This is a genomic window from Geobacillus sp. FJAT-46040 (genome assembly GCF_002335725.1).
Classification (GTDB): domain Bacteria; phylum Bacillota; class Bacilli; order Bacillales; family Anoxybacillaceae; genus Geobacillus; species Geobacillus thermoleovorans.
Window position 1 is genome coordinate 2,083,832 of record NZ_NISS01000001.1, and the last position, 16,237, is coordinate 2,100,068.

General features: G+C 51.1%; 17 protein-coding genes. 11 read left to right on the forward strand and 6 right to left on the reverse strand.

Annotation, left to right across the window (positions count from 1 at the left end; translation table 11 throughout):
- Positions 1-135: 135 nt before the first annotated feature.
- The 3 genes from CD000_RS11000 to CD000_RS11010 form a co-directional block, all read right to left on the reverse strand.
- Positions 136-339 carry a holin gene (locus tag CD000_RS11000; protein WP_096225660.1) on the reverse strand — a complete coding sequence of 68 codons (204 nt, stop codon included), beginning with the start codon at positions 337-339 and terminating at the stop codon, positions 136-138.
- A 27-nt stretch (positions 340-366) separates the two neighbouring features.
- A complete protein-coding gene (locus tag CD000_RS11005) occupies positions 367-597 on the reverse strand; it encodes a hypothetical protein (RefSeq protein WP_096225661.1) in 231 nt (76 codons plus the stop codon).
- Positions 598-979: 382 nt separating this feature from the next.
- Entirely contained in the window at positions 980-1,315 is a 336-nt protein-coding gene (locus CD000_RS11010) for a spore coat protein (RefSeq protein ID WP_014195191.1), read from the reverse strand.
- Between the two features lie 154 nt (positions 1,316-1,469).
- Between CD000_RS11010 and CD000_RS11015 the strand changes: the two genes are divergently transcribed.
- Positions 1,470-2,189 carry a BMQ_0737 family morphogenetic spore coat protein gene (locus CD000_RS11015; RefSeq protein WP_096225662.1) on the forward strand — a complete coding sequence of 240 codons (720 nt, stop codon included), beginning with the start codon at positions 1,470-1,472 and terminating at the stop codon, positions 2,187-2,189.
- A 101-nt stretch (positions 2,190-2,290) separates the two neighbouring features.
- Positions 2,291-3,055, forward strand: a complete 765-nt coding sequence (locus CD000_RS11020) for a hypothetical protein (protein WP_096225663.1) — start codon at positions 2,291-2,293, stop codon at positions 3,053-3,055.
- A 321-nt stretch (positions 3,056-3,376) separates the two neighbouring features.
- Here the strand turns inward: CD000_RS11020 and CD000_RS11030 are convergent, their stop codons facing one another.
- Entirely contained in the window at positions 3,377-3,727 is a 351-nt protein-coding gene (locus CD000_RS11030; RefSeq protein ID WP_013523186.1) for a DUF1360 domain-containing protein, read from the reverse strand.
- 174 nt (positions 3,728-3,901) lie between these two features.
- Between CD000_RS11030 and CD000_RS11035 the strand changes: the two genes are divergently transcribed.
- From CD000_RS11035 to CD000_RS11075, 8 genes are all read left to right on the forward strand, one after another.
- Positions 3,902-4,204: a hypothetical protein gene (locus CD000_RS11035; protein WP_011230344.1), complete on the forward strand. Its 303-nt coding sequence runs from the start codon at positions 3,902-3,904 to the stop codon at positions 4,202-4,204.
- A 161-nt stretch (positions 4,205-4,365) separates the two neighbouring features.
- A complete protein-coding gene (locus CD000_RS11040) occupies positions 4,366-5,361 on the forward strand; it encodes an aminoglycoside phosphotransferase family protein (protein WP_096225664.1) in 996 nt (331 codons plus the stop codon).
- 6 nt (positions 5,362-5,367) lie between these two features.
- Positions 5,368-6,450 (forward strand): glycosyltransferase, encoded by a 1,083-nt coding sequence (locus CD000_RS11045; RefSeq protein WP_096225665.1) that lies wholly within the window; start codon positions 5,368-5,370, stop codon positions 6,448-6,450.
- A gap of 584 nt (positions 6,451-7,034) precedes the next feature.
- Complete coding sequence (locus CD000_RS11055) at positions 7,035-8,318, forward strand: UDP-glucose dehydrogenase family protein (RefSeq protein ID WP_096226282.1); 1,284 nt, start codon at positions 7,035-7,037, stop codon at positions 8,316-8,318.
- A complete protein-coding gene (locus CD000_RS11060) occupies positions 8,315-9,271 on the forward strand; it encodes an NAD-dependent epimerase/dehydratase family protein (RefSeq protein WP_096225666.1) in 957 nt (318 codons plus the stop codon). The genes CD000_RS11055 and CD000_RS11060 overlap by 4 nt, the downstream gene beginning before the upstream one ends.
- Positions 9,268-10,422 (forward strand): glycosyltransferase family 4 protein, encoded by a 1,155-nt coding sequence (locus CD000_RS11065; RefSeq protein WP_096225667.1) that lies wholly within the window; start codon positions 9,268-9,270, stop codon positions 10,420-10,422. The genes CD000_RS11060 and CD000_RS11065 overlap by 4 nt, the downstream gene beginning before the upstream one ends.
- Positions 10,423-10,677: 255 nt before the next feature.
- Positions 10,678-11,772, forward strand: a complete 1,095-nt coding sequence (locus CD000_RS11070) for a CotS family spore coat protein (protein ID WP_096225668.1) — start codon at positions 10,678-10,680, stop codon at positions 11,770-11,772.
- A 2-nt stretch (positions 11,773-11,774) separates the two neighbouring features.
- On the forward strand, positions 11,775-13,346 hold the full coding sequence (locus tag CD000_RS11075) for a glycosyltransferase family 4 protein (protein WP_096225669.1): 1,572 nt from the start codon (positions 11,775-11,777) through the stop codon (positions 13,344-13,346).
- Between the two features lie 154 nt (positions 13,347-13,500).
- Here the strand turns inward: CD000_RS11075 and CD000_RS11080 are convergent, their stop codons facing one another.
- Together CD000_RS11080 and fabI are read right to left on the reverse strand one after the other, a co-directional pair.
- Positions 13,501-13,911 carry a CotO family spore coat protein gene (locus CD000_RS11080; RefSeq protein WP_011230336.1) on the reverse strand — a complete coding sequence of 137 codons (411 nt, stop codon included), beginning with the start codon at positions 13,909-13,911 and terminating at the stop codon, positions 13,501-13,503.
- Positions 13,912-14,030: 119 nt separating this feature from the next.
- Positions 14,031-14,807, reverse strand: coding sequence for an enoyl-ACP reductase FabI (gene fabI, locus CD000_RS11085; protein WP_011230335.1), 777 nt, complete (start codon positions 14,805-14,807; stop codon positions 14,031-14,033).
- 198 nt (positions 14,808-15,005) lie between these two features.
- On the opposite strand from fabI, the gene CD000_RS11090 reads away from it, so the two are divergent.
- Complete coding sequence (locus tag CD000_RS11090; RefSeq protein ID WP_096225670.1) at positions 15,006-16,181, forward strand: FtsW/RodA/SpoVE family cell cycle protein; 1,176 nt, start codon at positions 15,006-15,008, stop codon at positions 16,179-16,181.
- Positions 16,182-16,237: the final 56 nt, after the last annotated feature.

Sequence of the window (16,237 nt, forward strand, 5' to 3'; positions counted from 1 at the left end):
GTAAGATTGGTGGTGACAATGTTTAGAATGGTTTTTTTCCGCCAAATTATAATTGTCATTTTCTGCAAAACGTTCTCCCGCCTTTCCAGCCTTTCCGGGCACGAAAAGGGCGCCTTCTGCAGGCGCCCATACGGTTTACGACTTGTTATCAACTTTATCGGAATAACCGCGGCCGAGCGATGGGTTGTTTAAAATACCGGCCATCACCAAAATGCTTAAGAAGGCATGGTACAGTCGTTCATATTTGCCAAGATCAATGTCGACGCCGAATGTCTCAAGCGCAATCACGGCAAACGATCCGATTGCCAGCCAAAGCCCGTAATTTTTAAAACGCTCCACCGTTTGCGTCCCCCATTTGCTTTATGGTTAGATCCACGAGAACGGTCTCCGTTCTCCTTCGTTTCGATCATGGCCTCCTTCACCATGTTCTTCCTTATCCCGGTCCCGCACATCTTCAACGGCTTCCATTTCCGTATCATCGCGGTGCGGGAACAACCATGGATCGCGGATGCGGCCGCGCGGCATAATGACGATGTCATCGGTATGAATGATCAATTTATCGACATGAATCACTTTCGCTTTTTTCCGATCCGACATGCCCTTCCCCCCTTCCTTTCGCCTAGTTGCACTGTTAGACTATGCAAGGAGGCGAAGCGAAGTATAGGCATCTCTCACAGATTTCCGTTATTTCTTCTTGATGACGGCTGGCCGACCGCATCCGCATCCGCTCGGACGCCGCACAGGCTGCGTTGTCGAAGAAAGCACCCTTGTCACCGGTTTCGACGGAGTAGGCTTCTTCATTCCTCATCCCTCCATCCCGAAAAAGTGTAGCCCTCGCCGATCAACCAATTTATGTTCAAGTCCATTTCCGTACGATTCGTCTCTAATCGAAACGGCATAAAAACAAACAATGTCTAACGGCGAGAGAAAAAGCGAGCGGCTACTGCTATTGTATGGCTTGGCGAGCCAAGGGTGCCTCTCATTTTTCGTTTCGCTCCGGGTGTGGCATGATGGCATTTTCTTGCCTCAGTGTGCGGAAAAACCAGCTGTCCGGCCGTTCGTCCTCATCTGCCTTGCCCGTTTTTTCGCTCCATGGCGATTGCAGCAGCTGGCGGCGAAGCTCGTCATTTTCCTTCGCCAGCTGTTTGAGCTGCTCGTAGCGCTTGGCGCTTTGGTAAGCCAGTTCCTTTAACACAATGTTTTCGGCTTCCACCTCTTTCAGCCGGCGCTCCAGTTCAGCCATTCGCTCAGCAAGCCGCTGTTCACCTGTCCCCCTTCTCTCTTCATTCATCGCCCCATGTTTGTCTTTCATCATTCGACATCTCCTCCTTTGATTCATCGTTGTCTGCACCCACCAGCAAAAAATCCGCATCTGTCCCAACACATTTACCTAAGCCGTTCCATAGTATACAGTAGTCCCAAACCACCAGGCGTTGGGGAACAACTGAACGATAGGAGGAACGAAGAAAATGGGTCATCATCACCGTCGCGATACAGAAAGAGTATGCATCAGAACGCGCAAAATTTACGACTGGGTGACGCGCCAAGTCGATGTGCCATTGCGAAGCTTCAGCGGCGAGGATTTGGAAGCGATTTTCCCGATGGACCACTGCCAGCGGGAAGGAACGATTTGCGATTTTTTGGGAGCGCAACATACAAACCCGCAACACTTGACGATCCGTTGCTTCCTGACAGACGCCGACGGAAACCCGATCGACTCGGTCGTTGATCAGGACGCATTGATTTGCCAGGAAATTACGCAGCCAAACGGCCGGCAGTCCGTAAACGTCACCCTTCCTTCTGGGGAAACGGTGACGCTGCAAAAAGTCAAAGCGCTCATCAAAGGGCATGTCGTCGTGCAAATTGTCAGCCCAGCCGGCACGGTTATTTTCCAATCGAAACCAATTCCGTTCGCTACAGCACAAACGTTCATCTTGTGCGCCCCAGAAGGCACGCAGCTCAACTGCCATATTTCGTTCTTCGAATGCGACACGAGCCTAGTCTGCACAGACAACTTTGCACAACTTGATGTTTCCATCACCTTATGCCTTGAAGTCCAAGTGGAAGCTGATGTCAAAATCGAAGTCGAAGCTCGTTTCTGCCAACCGCGCGAAGAATTGGCCGAAGCCGTGCTTTGCCCGACAACCAAATTCCCGCCGCAATGCCCGGACGTATTCCCGGCCATGTAGCGTCCTGCACCGTTCAGGCTGTTGTTCCAACAACAGCCTTTTTTATATGGCATGCACCCGCAATGGATACATAAGATGAGAATGGAAGGGGTGGAAACCGTATGAAAAACAAAAACGACCAACATCTCCGTCTGCAGCAGCAAATCATCCACTACCGGTCAGAAGCAGCCTCATGCCGGCAACAAGTGCAGCAACTGGAGGCCGAGTTGGCCAAGGAAAAAATGCGCAGCGCCTATTTGAAAGAGAAGCTGCGTGAAGCAGAAACAACCAACGTTGAAACGTACAAGAAAAAAATCGCCGCCTTGGAACGCCAGCTTCTGTTGTGTGAAATTGCACTGGAAGAAACGCGATATAACACCTCAAAAGAGACACAGACACCAGCGTTTGAACGAGCTGCTGCCGTGTCAGCGTTGTTTCACTATTCTGTCGTCGTTCCGACGCATCTTGATGAGGAGGAGCTGACCATCATCGGCGATTTCATCATTCGCAATCACGGAACAGCGCCGCTTCACCATTTGATTGTCTGTCTCCGCCTTTCGCCCCCAAAAACGGCGGTGCTCAGCGGGAAAATTGTTTTGCCAAACAGCGGACGGGCCGAGCAGGAAGCGCTGATCTCCAATAGCGCGGAAAGCTGGACGTTCACCCACGAAAACTGGCGGGAAAAAGTGCGGCAAAGCGGGGAATACTGGCTTGCCCCGCTTTATGACACCCCGCTTGAACCAAGCGAGGAGCGGCGCTTTTCCCAGTTTGAAATCACTGTTCCCCCGTCCAGCAATGCCCGCTCATTGACGGTTGATGGATTCGTGTATTGCGCAGAACTGCCAAAGGGCGTTCCTGCCGCCAACCATATTGCCATTCAATGGTGACCCGCTCGTTTTCCGCCTTCATGCCGACCAGCGGCGCACCTGCTGTTTGGGCCGGCCGTTTTGGGCCGGCTCCGCTATTTCCTATTTCAAACAATAGGAGTTGGACGTTTCCTTCCATCAACGTCATCCCGACAAGCTGCGCGGCTGTTTTTGCATCACCGGCTGACGACGGCTTGACGACTTCCATCCACACCGCCGGCCATTCCTTCAGCGAACGTTGCCCAACCAGCATCAGCGGTTCGCTGTCCATTTTTTGACCAAAACGACGCCCGCCGGCATCCCTCATTGGCTGTGTCATGACCTCAATAGCCGCCTTTCTTCTTACGACAGCCATTTACTGACGATCGTCTCCATGATCGCCGCCCCGCCGGCAATCGCTAGAAGCATAATGAGCGGCTCAAAAACATTCGGCCAAAGCATTAGGCCAGTATAACAAAACGCCGCACACCAGATCCCCGTGCACCAGTAGCAGCTCAGCAGTTCGCCAAACCAGCGACGCAGCCCGCCTCCCTTAAAAGAAAGAAACACTTGTTTGCTTCCGTCCGGAAGCTCCTGCTCCGTCCATTCGTGAAAGGGACGGCGAATCCAGGCGGTGATCGCGTCATATACGATGAGCCGTGTCAGGCGAAAGCTGGCTAAACAAAGAAGGACAAATGAAAACGGATCGTCCATGCTCCCCTCCCCTTTCCATGATTATGACCGCAAAAAACCGATTGCCTTCTGTCGTTCCCATTTGGCAGCTAGCGAATTCTCTTTGGTACAGACGTTTACCCAAACGCTCTCCTACGCCAATCATATGATGGAGTATAGGTTTTTAACACAAGAGACTAGAAAGGAGGCGACGCGATGTACCATGTCTTTTTCAACCGACGCCCAACCCGCCCCCGCCTTCCCCGTGCTCTTTACGAACAGCTGGCCGCGCTTCCACTCAACACTGAGGTTAACGTGCACACCACCAACGAGACGCATTACAATGCGCTTTTTCTCGGCTTCGAGCCGCGGACGAACAGCGTCTCGCTATTGGTTGACCGCTTTTATAAAGAGGGGGGGCGCTCGCTTACGATCGATGCTGCCACGATCACCTCAATCGATCTCCCTGCCTCCATGAGGCCAGCTCCATCCGCCGACACAGATGAAGAGGAAGAATAGCTAGAAAAGAAGGCACAGCCGGCTGACGCCAACCAGCGCGGTCGGCGCTTATTTTTTTGGCGGCGCCGTTTTCTCATTGACTAGTGCGCTTGTCTATATATTCGCTTCTCGTATTACATACACTTTTACTAATCGACAATAGATGCTAGGAGGAACTGATCTTGGCTTCGAAACGATCTCGCTTGTTGTTTGACATTTTAAGCAGTTACGACCTGACTGGAACTGAAGTCGATATCATGAAGGAACTGAAAAACGACAAAGTATGGCTTGTGCGAAACAAAAAAACGAGGGAACAGTACGTGCTGAAACGGCTGAGCGAAGACAAAACGAATTTTCCGATTTTGCTTCATTCAAAGCTGTACCAAGAAGGATTTCATGTCCCAAAAATCTTCCAAACGAAAACAGACCAATATTACATCCACCGAAAAGGCCATTACTACTATTTGATGGACTACATCGTCCCAAGCGGAACGAAGCCCTCTTTCCAACAACGGATCGAAGGGCTCGCCCGCTTTCATGCTCACAGTCTGTTTGCCGATTGGATCGGCCCCTGCCCTTCATCGTTTCCGGAGCCAAAAGACGTGCTGAGCGCACATCGGCAAAAAGCAGCACAGTTAGAGGAGCAGGCAAAGGCCATCGATCATGGTGACACTCTTTCTCATATAATGGAACAGATGGCCCGGATCGCTAATCAAAGTTATGCATGGCTTGAAAAAAGCAATCTAGCTGATTTTTGCCGCACAGCGAAAGAACGAAAGGCCATTTGCCACGGGGATTACAACAGCAACAACCTTTTATTGGCGGAAAACCACGAAGTCATGATGATTGACTTTGACCGCGCCTACTATGGCCTCCCGCTTGATGATTTTCGCTTTCTGCTTGTTTCATTGATGAAAAACCCGAAAAACGATGCGGTAAAGCGAACGAAGCTGCTATTTGACCTTTATTTCTCCATTTGCCCGCTGTACGCTCCGTACAAGAGCGTCTATGTCGCTGATGCTATGTTTCCTCACGTGTTTTACAGCGAAGCGGTCGGCCGTGAAAAACAAAAGCAAGCGTTGCACAGCCCATCGTCCTTGGACTTGCTCACCCGCCTCGCCGAACAGGAAACAAAAAAATTCGCATTCTTGTCCGATTTTTTCAAAAGCGAGGGATAGAGAAAAATGAAACAAACGATCGCCCACTTTCTTCATGAAAAAATGAAAATCAATCAACGTTTTATTTACAACCAAATGGTTCATTTAAAAAAATACCGCCCGATCATGATCGGGTCATTCGCTGATGACGGCATCCATCCGTTTCCTCTCATCAACTATTACCGCCTCAACGACATCGACGATTTCGACCGCTTCGCCAAAGAACAAAATATTGTCGCCATTCACGCTCACCATGGAAAGCATGCCGTCGAAATTCTTCCGCTTTGCATCGCCCATCGCATTCCGCTTGTCGTCAGCATCCGCGGCCGCGATGGATCGGCGAAGCATCAAAGTTTGCGGCGCAATCAAAAACGGTACAATTTGCTCAAACAGCATGGGGCGCTCTTTCTTCCTGTCTGCCGCTACCTTGCCAATGAACTGACCATACTAGGCTTTCCGCCGGAAAAAATCCAAGTTCTCTACGGCGGCATCGAGCTCGATTTATTTCCGTACCGAGAGCGGACGATTCCTGCAAACGGAGACATCATCATTCTCTCAATCGGCCGGCTCGTCGAGAAAAAAGGCTTTTTAACGCTTGTGCGCGCCTTTTGGCGCGTGCATGCGGTTCATCCGCGCTGCCGCCTCCGCATCATCGGCAGCGGCAAAGAGGAAGAAAACATCCGCCGGCTTGTCAGCGAGCTGAAGCTCGATCCGTCTGTCGACCTGCTGGGTGCCATGGATGCCGCTTCAATCGCCCGCGAAATGGAACGCGCCCATCTATTTTGCCTGGCGAGCGAGACCGCTTCAGACGGAGACATCGAAGGCATCCCCAACGTGTTGAAAGAGGCGATGGCAAGCGGGCTGCCGGTCGTCTCAACGAATCACGCCGGCATCCCCGAATTGATCGAACACAAACGCACCGGCTATCTCGCACCAGAAAGAGACGATCTTGAGCTAGCGAACGGCATTCGCTTTTTTCTGGAACATCCGGAACGAATTCCATCCTTCACGAAAAAAGCGCGCAAAGTGATTGAACAGCGGTTTGATATCACGAAACAAATCAAGGTGCAGGAGCGGCTGTATGATGAATTCATCAAAAAAACCAGGTAACTGTCACCTGGTTTTTTTGATGCTCAATTCTTCCCCTTTCCTTTCCAAACAGCAGAAAGGTTGTCCGCCGAAAATAGACCGCACCATTTCCAGTGTTTTAGGCGCTTGTCATGTAGCAAACCACGCTTGTCTGTTAATACGCTATAAAAGCCGGAGATTTCACGAAGGAGGCCTATTAACGTCAACTACCCCCACTTAGCTAACGCTTGAAGTGGGGGCTTGCAACTCCCCAGAAGTGCAAACGGACTTCGTCCTCCTTCCTTGACTTGGGGTTGCATCAGGGGGCAGGTTGACGACTACCCAACGACACAGGTCATGCCTGCATCGTTACCGATTCTCTCGGTGTGTCTGTTGGCAGTACTTGGCTTCCACACACAACAGACAGACCTACGCTCGATGTTTTACGGTTGCAACGTTTCCTGCAACCAACTCCATACATCGAGCAGCAGTTTATTGGAGTGCCTTTATTTAACGGTTTTCTCCACGCCTTTATTCTATCATACACAAAAGAAAGGGGGAACGCGCATTCCTCTCCCACTTACTTCCTTTGGTCGTTGAAGTGGGAGTCTCCTGCGCGAAATAGGATGAACATTTGCATCATTGGCGCTGGCTACGTCGGACTAACCACCGCTGCCGTCCTTGCTGAACTTGGGCATGAAGTGCATTGCATTGATCATGATGAACGGAAAATCCGCCTGCTCAATAACGGGGAAGTTCCGTTTTATGAGCCAGGGCTCGAAGAATTGATTGCCAAAAATGATAATTATTTGACGTTCAGCGGCCGCTGGGATGATATCAAACGGGCGGCCGTCGTTGTCATTTGTGTCGGCACCCCGCCGCGGCCCGACGGCGGCACCGATTTGCGCTATATTGAAGCGGTGCTCGACCGCTTGACAACGACGATCAAATCGTACAAAACGATCGTCACGAAAAGCACTGTCCCGCCGGGGACGAATGAATGGATGCGTGCCGAGCTTATCCGCAAAGGAGTGAAACCGCAGTTGTTCCGAATCGTATCCAACCCAGAGTTTTTGCGGGAAGGGTCGGCTGTCTACGATATGTTTCACCCAGACAAAATCGTCGTCGGACTCGAACCGGATGATGACCAATCGCTTGCCGTCATGCAGGCGGTGTATGCCGGCATCAACGCCCCTTACCTCACAACGAGCCTGACCGGCGCGGAACTGATCAAATACGCCGCCAACGCGTTTTTGGCGACCAAAATTTCCTTTATTAACGAAATGGCGCGCATCTGTGACGCGTTTGCCGTCGATGTCAATGACATCGCCCGCGGGATCGGCCTCGACCCGCGCATCGGCCCACACTTTTTGCGGGCCGGCCTCGGCTATGGAGGATCTTGCTTTCCAAAAGATATCAAAGCGCTCGAACATGCGGCGCGTTCGCGCCAAGTGGAGCCGCATTTGCTGAAGGCGGTGCAGACCATCAACGCCACCCAGCTTGACGTTTGCTTCCAAAAACTCAATGAGCAACTTGCCCCATTGACGGACAAAAAGATCGCCGTGCTTGGCATCTCCTTCAAGCCGAATACAGACGATACGCGTTTTTCCCCCGCTGAAGCGCTCATCCGCCGATTGAGTGAAAACGGCTGTACGGTTGCCGCCTACGACCCGAAGGCAACGCTCTCGGAGCCGCTCACCCGCGTCACACAAGTCCAGTCGGTGCACGAAGCGATCCAAGGGGCGGGTGGCTTGGTCATCGCCACCGATTGGGACGAATTCCGCACGCTTGACTGGGGGCAAGTGAAAGCGGCGATGAATGGGACGCTCGTGTTTGACGGTCGAAACTGTTTGGATCGCCATGCAGTCGAACAAAGCGGTTTGCGCTACATGGGGGTGGGGCGCCCGTGAACATTCTCGTCACCGGTGCGGCCGGATTTATCGGCTCCCATTTATGCGAAAAACTGCTGGAAAACGACGAGCATCATGTGATTGGCGTCGACGGCTTTCTCGGACCGACGCCGGCGCCGCTAAAAGCGAAGAACATTGCCCATTTGCAGTCTCATCCACGGTTTACCTTTCTTGAGCTGGATTTGTTGACAGCCGATTTGCCGTCCTTGCTGCAAAACGTCGAAGCGGTCTACCACTTAGCCGGCATGCCCGGTGTGCGAACGAGCTGGGGGACGGAGTTTGCCGCCTATGCTGCACACAACATTTCCACTACCCAGCGGTTGCTTGAGGCATGCAAAGACCGGCCACTCAAACGGTTCATCTACGCTTCGACCTCATCCGTCTACGGCGAGCGGAGCGGCCCGTTGTCGGAAACGCTTGAACCGGCCCCGCTCTCCCCATATGGCATTACGAAGCTCACCGGCGAACATTTATGCCGCATCTATTTTCGCGAGTTCGCCGTACCGATCGTCATTTTGCGCTATTTCACCGTCTATGGCCCGCGCCAGCGCCCAGACATGTCGTTTCACCGCTTCATCCGCCAGCTGCTCGCTGGACAACCGCTCACCGTGTTCGGCGACGGAACACAATCGCGCGATTTCACCTATATTTCTGACTGCGTTGATGGAACGATCGCCGCGCTCGAGCGGGATGGCGTCATTGGAGAAACGATCAATATCGGCGGAAAAGAACGAACATCGGTCAATGAGGTGATCCGTCTGCTGGAAACGCTGACGGGAAAACAAGCGATCATTCAGTATACCCCCGCCGCCCGCGGAGAGCCGAAACAAACGTGGGCCGACTTGGCAAAAGCGGAGCGGCTGCTCGGGTACAAGCCGGTTGTAACGCTTGAGGGCGGCCTACAAAAAGAGATCGAATACATCCGTTCGCTGTATGAGGGTGAGCATTCATGAAAATCGCCTATGTCTGCACGGAAAAGCTGCCCGCCCCGGCAGTGCGGGGCGGGGCCATTCAAATGATGATCGATGGGATTGCTCCATTGATCGCCCGACGCCACGAACTGACGATTTTTTCAATCGCTGATCCGCTTTTGCCGCCTGAAGAGACAGACGGAGACATCCGCTACATCCGTTTTCCAAAAGCCACGTATGAAACGGATGTGGCACGTGCGTTGGCCGCGCACAAATTCGATGTCGTCCACGTCTTCAATCGTCCTGTTCCGCTCATCGATTACCAAGCGGCGGCTCCGCAAAGCGCCTTTGTGCTAAGCCTGCATAACGACATGTTTTCCCCGCTGAAAATTACAGCAGAACAGGCGAAGCGGGCGCTAGACGCCTGCACCTTGCTGACCGCCGTCAGTGAATACATCAAACGGACGGTGACAAACCGTTACCCAATCGATCCTCAGAAAGTAAAAGTCGTTTATTCCGGAGTCGATGCTTCCCAATACATCCCCGTCTGGATGGAAGAAGGCAGGCGCATCCGCCAAGCGGAACGCGAAGCGTACGGACTCACCGATAAAAAAGTCGTTCTCTTTCTCGGCCGACTCAGCAAAACAAAAGGACCGCATTTGCTGATTCAATGCCTGCCATCCCTTTTGATCCGCCATCCCGAGGCAGCGCTTGTCATCGTCGGCGGAAAATGGTTCGGCGACACCGGCCGAAGCGAATACATCGACTGGCTTCATGAGCTCGCGGCGCCGATGGCCGATCGCGTTCTGTTTACGAATTACGTTCCGCACAGTCATATCCCCAAACTGCTCTTAATGGCCGATGTGTTTGTATGCAGCTCGCAATGGCACGAGCCGCTCGCCCGCGTTCATTACGAAGCGATGGCCGCCGGCATTCCGGTCGTGACAACCAACCGCGGCGGCAACACCGAAATCGTCCGCCATGGCGAAACCGGACTAGTCATCGACGACTATCCAAACCCGCACGCTTTTTTTGAAGCGATTGATTACATGCTTGTGAACAAACATGAAGCGGAAACCATGGCGAAAAAGGCAAGAACGCTCGTTGAACAGCAATTTCAATTCGAACATGTGGCCAAGCGGTTTGAAACGGTTTATATCGAAGCATGTTCCTCTCTTTCCCCAAACCAATAAGGGCTGTCTAAGAGAAATGTTTTCGGGACAGCCTTTTTCTCTTTCTCCGATGAAATCAACCATGCCGCTCCTTGTGCATCTATCCCCACTCGTCACACTTTCGCCGCCCCCCAGTTCGTCAAACTGCAGAGGCTTCGGGAAATATCCTCTATTTAATGAGCTTACCCAGTCCAATTTCGTTCTCCATACATATCCTAGTAGCAATCACACATATTTCGCTTCGTCCATTCCCAAATACCTGACAGGAGGGATAGCATGAAAGACATCGTTATTGAACCATGGCTCGTCGATGAAACGACCCATGAATTTTTTATCCCTGAGTATATCATCCAGCTGGCAGAGGAAGTGCTGAAAAACTACGATTTATCCGTTCAAAACATGCAAATCGTTACGACAAAACCGGACAAGGGAGGAGCGATTTGGAAGCTCGAAACGAAATCAGGCCCGAAAAGTTTGAAGCTGCTGCACCGGAGGCCGACAAGGAGCCTATTCAGCCTAGGAGCACAAGAATATTTAGTGGAAGTGTGCAAGGCAAGAGTGCCGCCAATTGTAAAAACAAAGGATGGAAAAAGTTATGTCGAGGCAGGAGGAAAACTATGGTTTGTGGCGGAATGGATTGAACCGTTGACGCCAGTTACAAAGGATTTGGAAGGAGCAAGAAAGCTTTGTTATGCCCTTGGTGAATTCCATCGGCTAAGCAAAGGGTATGTCCCCCCAAAACAGGCGGAAATGGCTTCGCGGCTGCACAAATGGCCAAAAAACTATGAAAAAATGATTACGAAAATGAGCTGGTTTCGGAACATTGCCAAATACTACCCTGAAATGCCGGCAAGCCCACCATTATTAGAGGTAGTTGACCGATTTGAAGAACAGGCGCGAAAAGGCATGGAACGATTCCTGCAATCCAGCTATGTTGAATTCGTCAAGCAAGGAACGGCTCATTGGGGGTTGGTTCACCAAGACTACGGTTGGTCCAACGGCCAAATGGGCGCGGACGGAATGTGGATTATTGATCTCGACGGAGTTGCCTTTGACCTTCCGATTCGTGATTTACGAAAACTCATTAGCGGCACAATGGCGGATTTATACAAATGGGATGCAACATGGGTGCGGGAAATGATTCTAGCGTACCACGAAGCAAATCCAATCACACCTGAATTATACGAGCTTTTGATGATTGACTTGGCCATGCCAAACGAATTTTATAAAAATATGAAAGAAGTCGTCTATGAACCGGAAATTTTTCTCAATGAACAAACAGCACAGTTAATTCAAACGATTGTCGAAACCGACCAGTCAAAGTGGCCTGTATTGGCAGAAATCGAAAATGACTGGAAAGGAGTGGGATAAATATGAGGATTTTGATGGTTTGTACAGAAAAACTCCCCGTTCCCCCTGTACTCGGCGGAGCCATTCAAACGTATATTTCCGGCATTCTTCCACATGTAAGCCAATTCCATGATATTACCGTTTTAGGCATCAGCGATTCGTCGCTTCCCGAGCAAGAAACGATCCATGGCGTTCACTACGTGCGCGTACCGGGAAAAATATTTGAAATATACCGGGAAAACGTTGTTCGTTATGTGGAAGCGAACAAGTTCGATCTCATCCATATCTTTAACCGCCCCCGCCTTGTTCTGCCCATCCGGCAGGCAGCGCCCGACGCCAAAATGACGTTAAGTATGCACAATCATATGTTTCAACCGGAAAAAATCGATCCAGAAGAAGCAACGGCGGCCATCGCAGAAGTGGCCTACATCGTAACCGTGAGCGATTATATTGGCAATGTCATCCGCAGTCTATATCCGCAGGCATCGCCAAAATTGCGCACGATTTATTCTGGAGTAGACAGCGAACGATTTTTGCCGGGAAATCATCCAAAAATGCAGAAAATACGCAACGACATTCGGCGGGCACATGGGTTGGAAAACAAAACGGTCATTTTGTTCGCCGGAAGGCTGTCTCGCAATAAAGGGGTCGATAAACTCATTCTAGCATTGCCGGAGCTGGCAAAAAAATTTAAAAACTTAGCCCTGGTGATTGTCGGGAGCAACTGGTTTAGCGAAAATGACATTACTGATTATGTCGCATATGTAAGAGCACTGGCGAAACGAATGCCTGTCCCCGTTGTCACGACAGGCTTTGTCCCACCGAATGAAATCCAAAATTGGTTTGCGGCGGCTGATTTGTTTGTATGCACCTCGCAATGGCAGGAACCGTTGGCGCGCGTCCACTATGAGGCCATGGCAGCAGGCCTTCCGATCGTAACGACCGCGAGAGGCGGCAATCCGGAAGTCATTTTCGCCAATGAAAACGGCCTTATCGTAGAAAATCCGGAGGACCCGAGTGATTTTGCCAACAAGATTGCCCAAATATTATCGGATCAATCATTGATGAGAAGAATGGGAGAAAAAGGCCGGCAGCTTGCGATTTCGATCTATCATTGGGAGCGAGTCGCTTCCGAGTTATTGGAAGTTTGGGAGCAGGCGGAGAAAACAGAACAAGCTGTAGTGAGTGAAGAACAAGCAGCCGGCATGACAATAGAACCGCTGAAAGAAGATGCAACAGAACAACTGAACCGGCCAACCCCTAAAGCGGATGCAAAAGAAAAAGTCCACTCGAAAAAGAACGCGGCAGCGTCATCCGACAAAACGAAAAAGGGAAAAACCAAAAAAGAGCGTGCCATATCAATGGAAGACCATCAACAAACAGCCAAACAAAAAGAAGCTGCGGCAGAGCGAACTGAACTCGCGAAAAGCGCCCCAGCTCCTAAACAGCCCCAAACCGGCCGCCACATAAAACCTTTTACCATTGCAAGCGGCAACCAACAAACGCTGGACGCGTCGCCTAAAACGCATTTGAACCGCAAATTGGCTCAAGCGAAACATGACACCAAACATTTTACGATTGCAAGCTCACACTAACACGAATCGAAAATCGCCAAGAAGAAAATGACGGACATCCAAAATAAAAATGAGAATACACTCCCACAGCAAATGAAGGAAACAAACCCTCATCATCCTTTCCTGGCGCCGCAACGCATTCAGGCAAAGATGCGTTTCAACGCAAGGAAATGCGTTACTGCACAAACCCGATCATCGTCACCGCGAGAAGCTGCGCGCGCCCGATGACCGTTTCGTTTCCCTGTTCATCGGCGATCGTCAACTCGGTCGCCGTGCACTTCTTTAATATGCCTTCATAGCTCTTATCCTTCATGACAAATTGGCATTTCAGCGGCGGCAAATGGCCGGGCAGCTCCGCCAAAAAGGCCAGCCGCTCGTCGAGCGCCATCGCTTGGAATTCTTTTTTAGCAAAAAATTCAGTCGGTTCCTCCTCGCCGCCTCGTTCATCGTTGGAATTTCCTTCCTCTTCCTGTTGCGTTCGGCTAGTCCACATAAACGTTTCTTGCATATGCGCCGCCGCCCGCATCGCTTTTGGCTGCACAATGTAAAGCAACGGCTCCGTCTCCACAACGTTTTGTTTCCGCACGTCGATCCCCCTTTTCCATGCTTGCCTTACCTTATATATGTATGCCCGTGATCTCAATAATTGCCCAAGTCAAGCAAAAAACAGCCGCTCCATCAACAGGAACGGCTGCTCGCACGTTTTTAATATCCTAAAATGTGGTATCCCGAGTCGACGTGAATAATTTCCCCGGTGATGCCGCGCGACAAGTCGCTGAACAAAAACAGCGCCGCATCGCCGACTTCTTCTTGGGTCGTCGTCCGGCGGAGCGGAGCGCGTTCTTCGATTTGCTTTAAAATCGAGTTGAAATCGCTCACCCCTTTGGCCGACAGTGTGCGAATCGGTCCAGCGGAAATGGCATTGACGCGGATGCCGTATTTGCCTAAATCGTTCGCCAAATATTTCACGCTCGCATCAAGCGACGCTTTCGCCACACCCATAATGTTGTAGTTTTGCACGACGCGCTCGCCGCCCAAGTACGTGAGGGTGACGATGCTGCCGCCTTCCGTCATCAGCTCTTTCGCCTCGCGCGCAACCGCGGTGAGCGAATATGCGCTGATATTGTGGGCGAGCAAAAAGCCTTCGCGGCTGACGTTCATATATTCCCCGCTCAAGTCTTCTTTATTGGCGTAGGCGATGCAATGAGCGACGCCGTGGATGACGCCGACTTGTTCTTTGATTTGCGCGAAACATTGAACGATGTCTTCATCTTTTGCCACATCGCATGGCAGCAGAAGCGAACGTTCGTCCCCAAGCGTATCCACAAGCGCCCGCACCTCTTTTTCAAACCGCTCTCCGGCATACGTAAACACCAACCGAGCGCCGGCAGCGTGAAGCGAACGAGCAATGCCCCAGGCGATGCTTCGTTTGTTCGCCACCCCCATCACGACATATGTACGTCCTTCCAACGATAAGACCATTCGTTCATCCTCCCAATTATCATTTATTCTTAGCACCAGGTGTTAATTCTATTATAGGCGATGCGGCGGGCGATGTAAATGCACGCTTCCCTTTTGCCTTCCGATTCCTTCATGCTGGCGGCGGTTTTTCCCACTTTGCAAAACCGACTCAATTCGCTAATATGGTATATGGTACATTTGAATGGAGAGGATCGTTCCATGGATCATGATCGTTTTTCCCAATCGAAGCTTGATTATCACTTATTATTTCTTTTATTCTTAATGGCCGTGGTGAGCGCCATCGCCATTCACAGCGCGGAGCCGATGCTTCCCGAGAAGCTGCAGAACGTCAACTTCGCTTCCAAGCAGCTGCAATGGTACGTGATCGGCGCCGTTGTGATTGCGTTCACCATGATCGTCGACTATGATCGGCTGTTTCAAATCGCTTGGTATTTGTACGGATTCGGGATGCTGCTGTTGCTCGGACTCGAACTGAACGTTCCGGGCTCCGTGACGATTAAAGGAGCGACAAGCTGGTACAGCCTCCCGGGCGGGAACTTTCAGCCATCCGAGCTGATGAAAATTTTTATGATCATCGTCCTAAGTCGCATCATCGTCAACCATCGGGAAAAATATCCCGAACCGACGATCCGCGATGATTTTAAATTGCTTGGCAAAATCGCTTTGACCGTCTTGCCGCCGCTCATTTTGCTCGCCAAGCAGCCGGACATGGGCATGTCGATGGTGTTTATGGCCATCACCGCCACCTTGGTGCTCGTTTCCGGCATCCGCTGGCGCATCATTTTCGGCATTGTCCTTTCCGGTGTAACAATGGTGGCAGTCGTTGTGTTCATTTTCTTTTATTTTCCTGATTTCTTCCATAAGTACATTATTAAAGAAGATTACCAGTTGAACCGGTTTTACGGCTGGCTGGCTCCATATGAATATTCCAACGAACAAGGCTTCCAGCTCATCCGTTCGCTTATGGCCATTGGATCAGGGGAACTGTATGGGAAAGGATTGGGCAACTTACAAGTCTATTTGCCGGAGGCGCACACAGACTTTGTGTTTGGCGTCATCTCAGAACAGTTCGGATTTGTCGGCTCAAGCATCGTCGTGTCTCTCTTTTTCCTGCTCATTTATCGCATGATCCATATTGCCTTGGAGAGCAACGATTTATATGGCAGCTATTTATGCGCCGGCGTCGCGGGCATGATTACGTTCCAAGTGTTCCAAAACATTGGCATGACGATTGGACTTTTGCCGATCACGGGGTTGCCGCTTCCGTTCATCAGCTATGGAGGAAGCTCGCTGGCGACTTATATGCTGGCGATCGGCCTCGTCTTAAACGTTCATTCGCGAACGCGGAAGTTTATGTTCGCAAGCGATGAATAAAGCCGCTTGCTGTGTCCGCAGGCGGCGTTTTTTGTCGCCATCAAGCTCAACTCCAC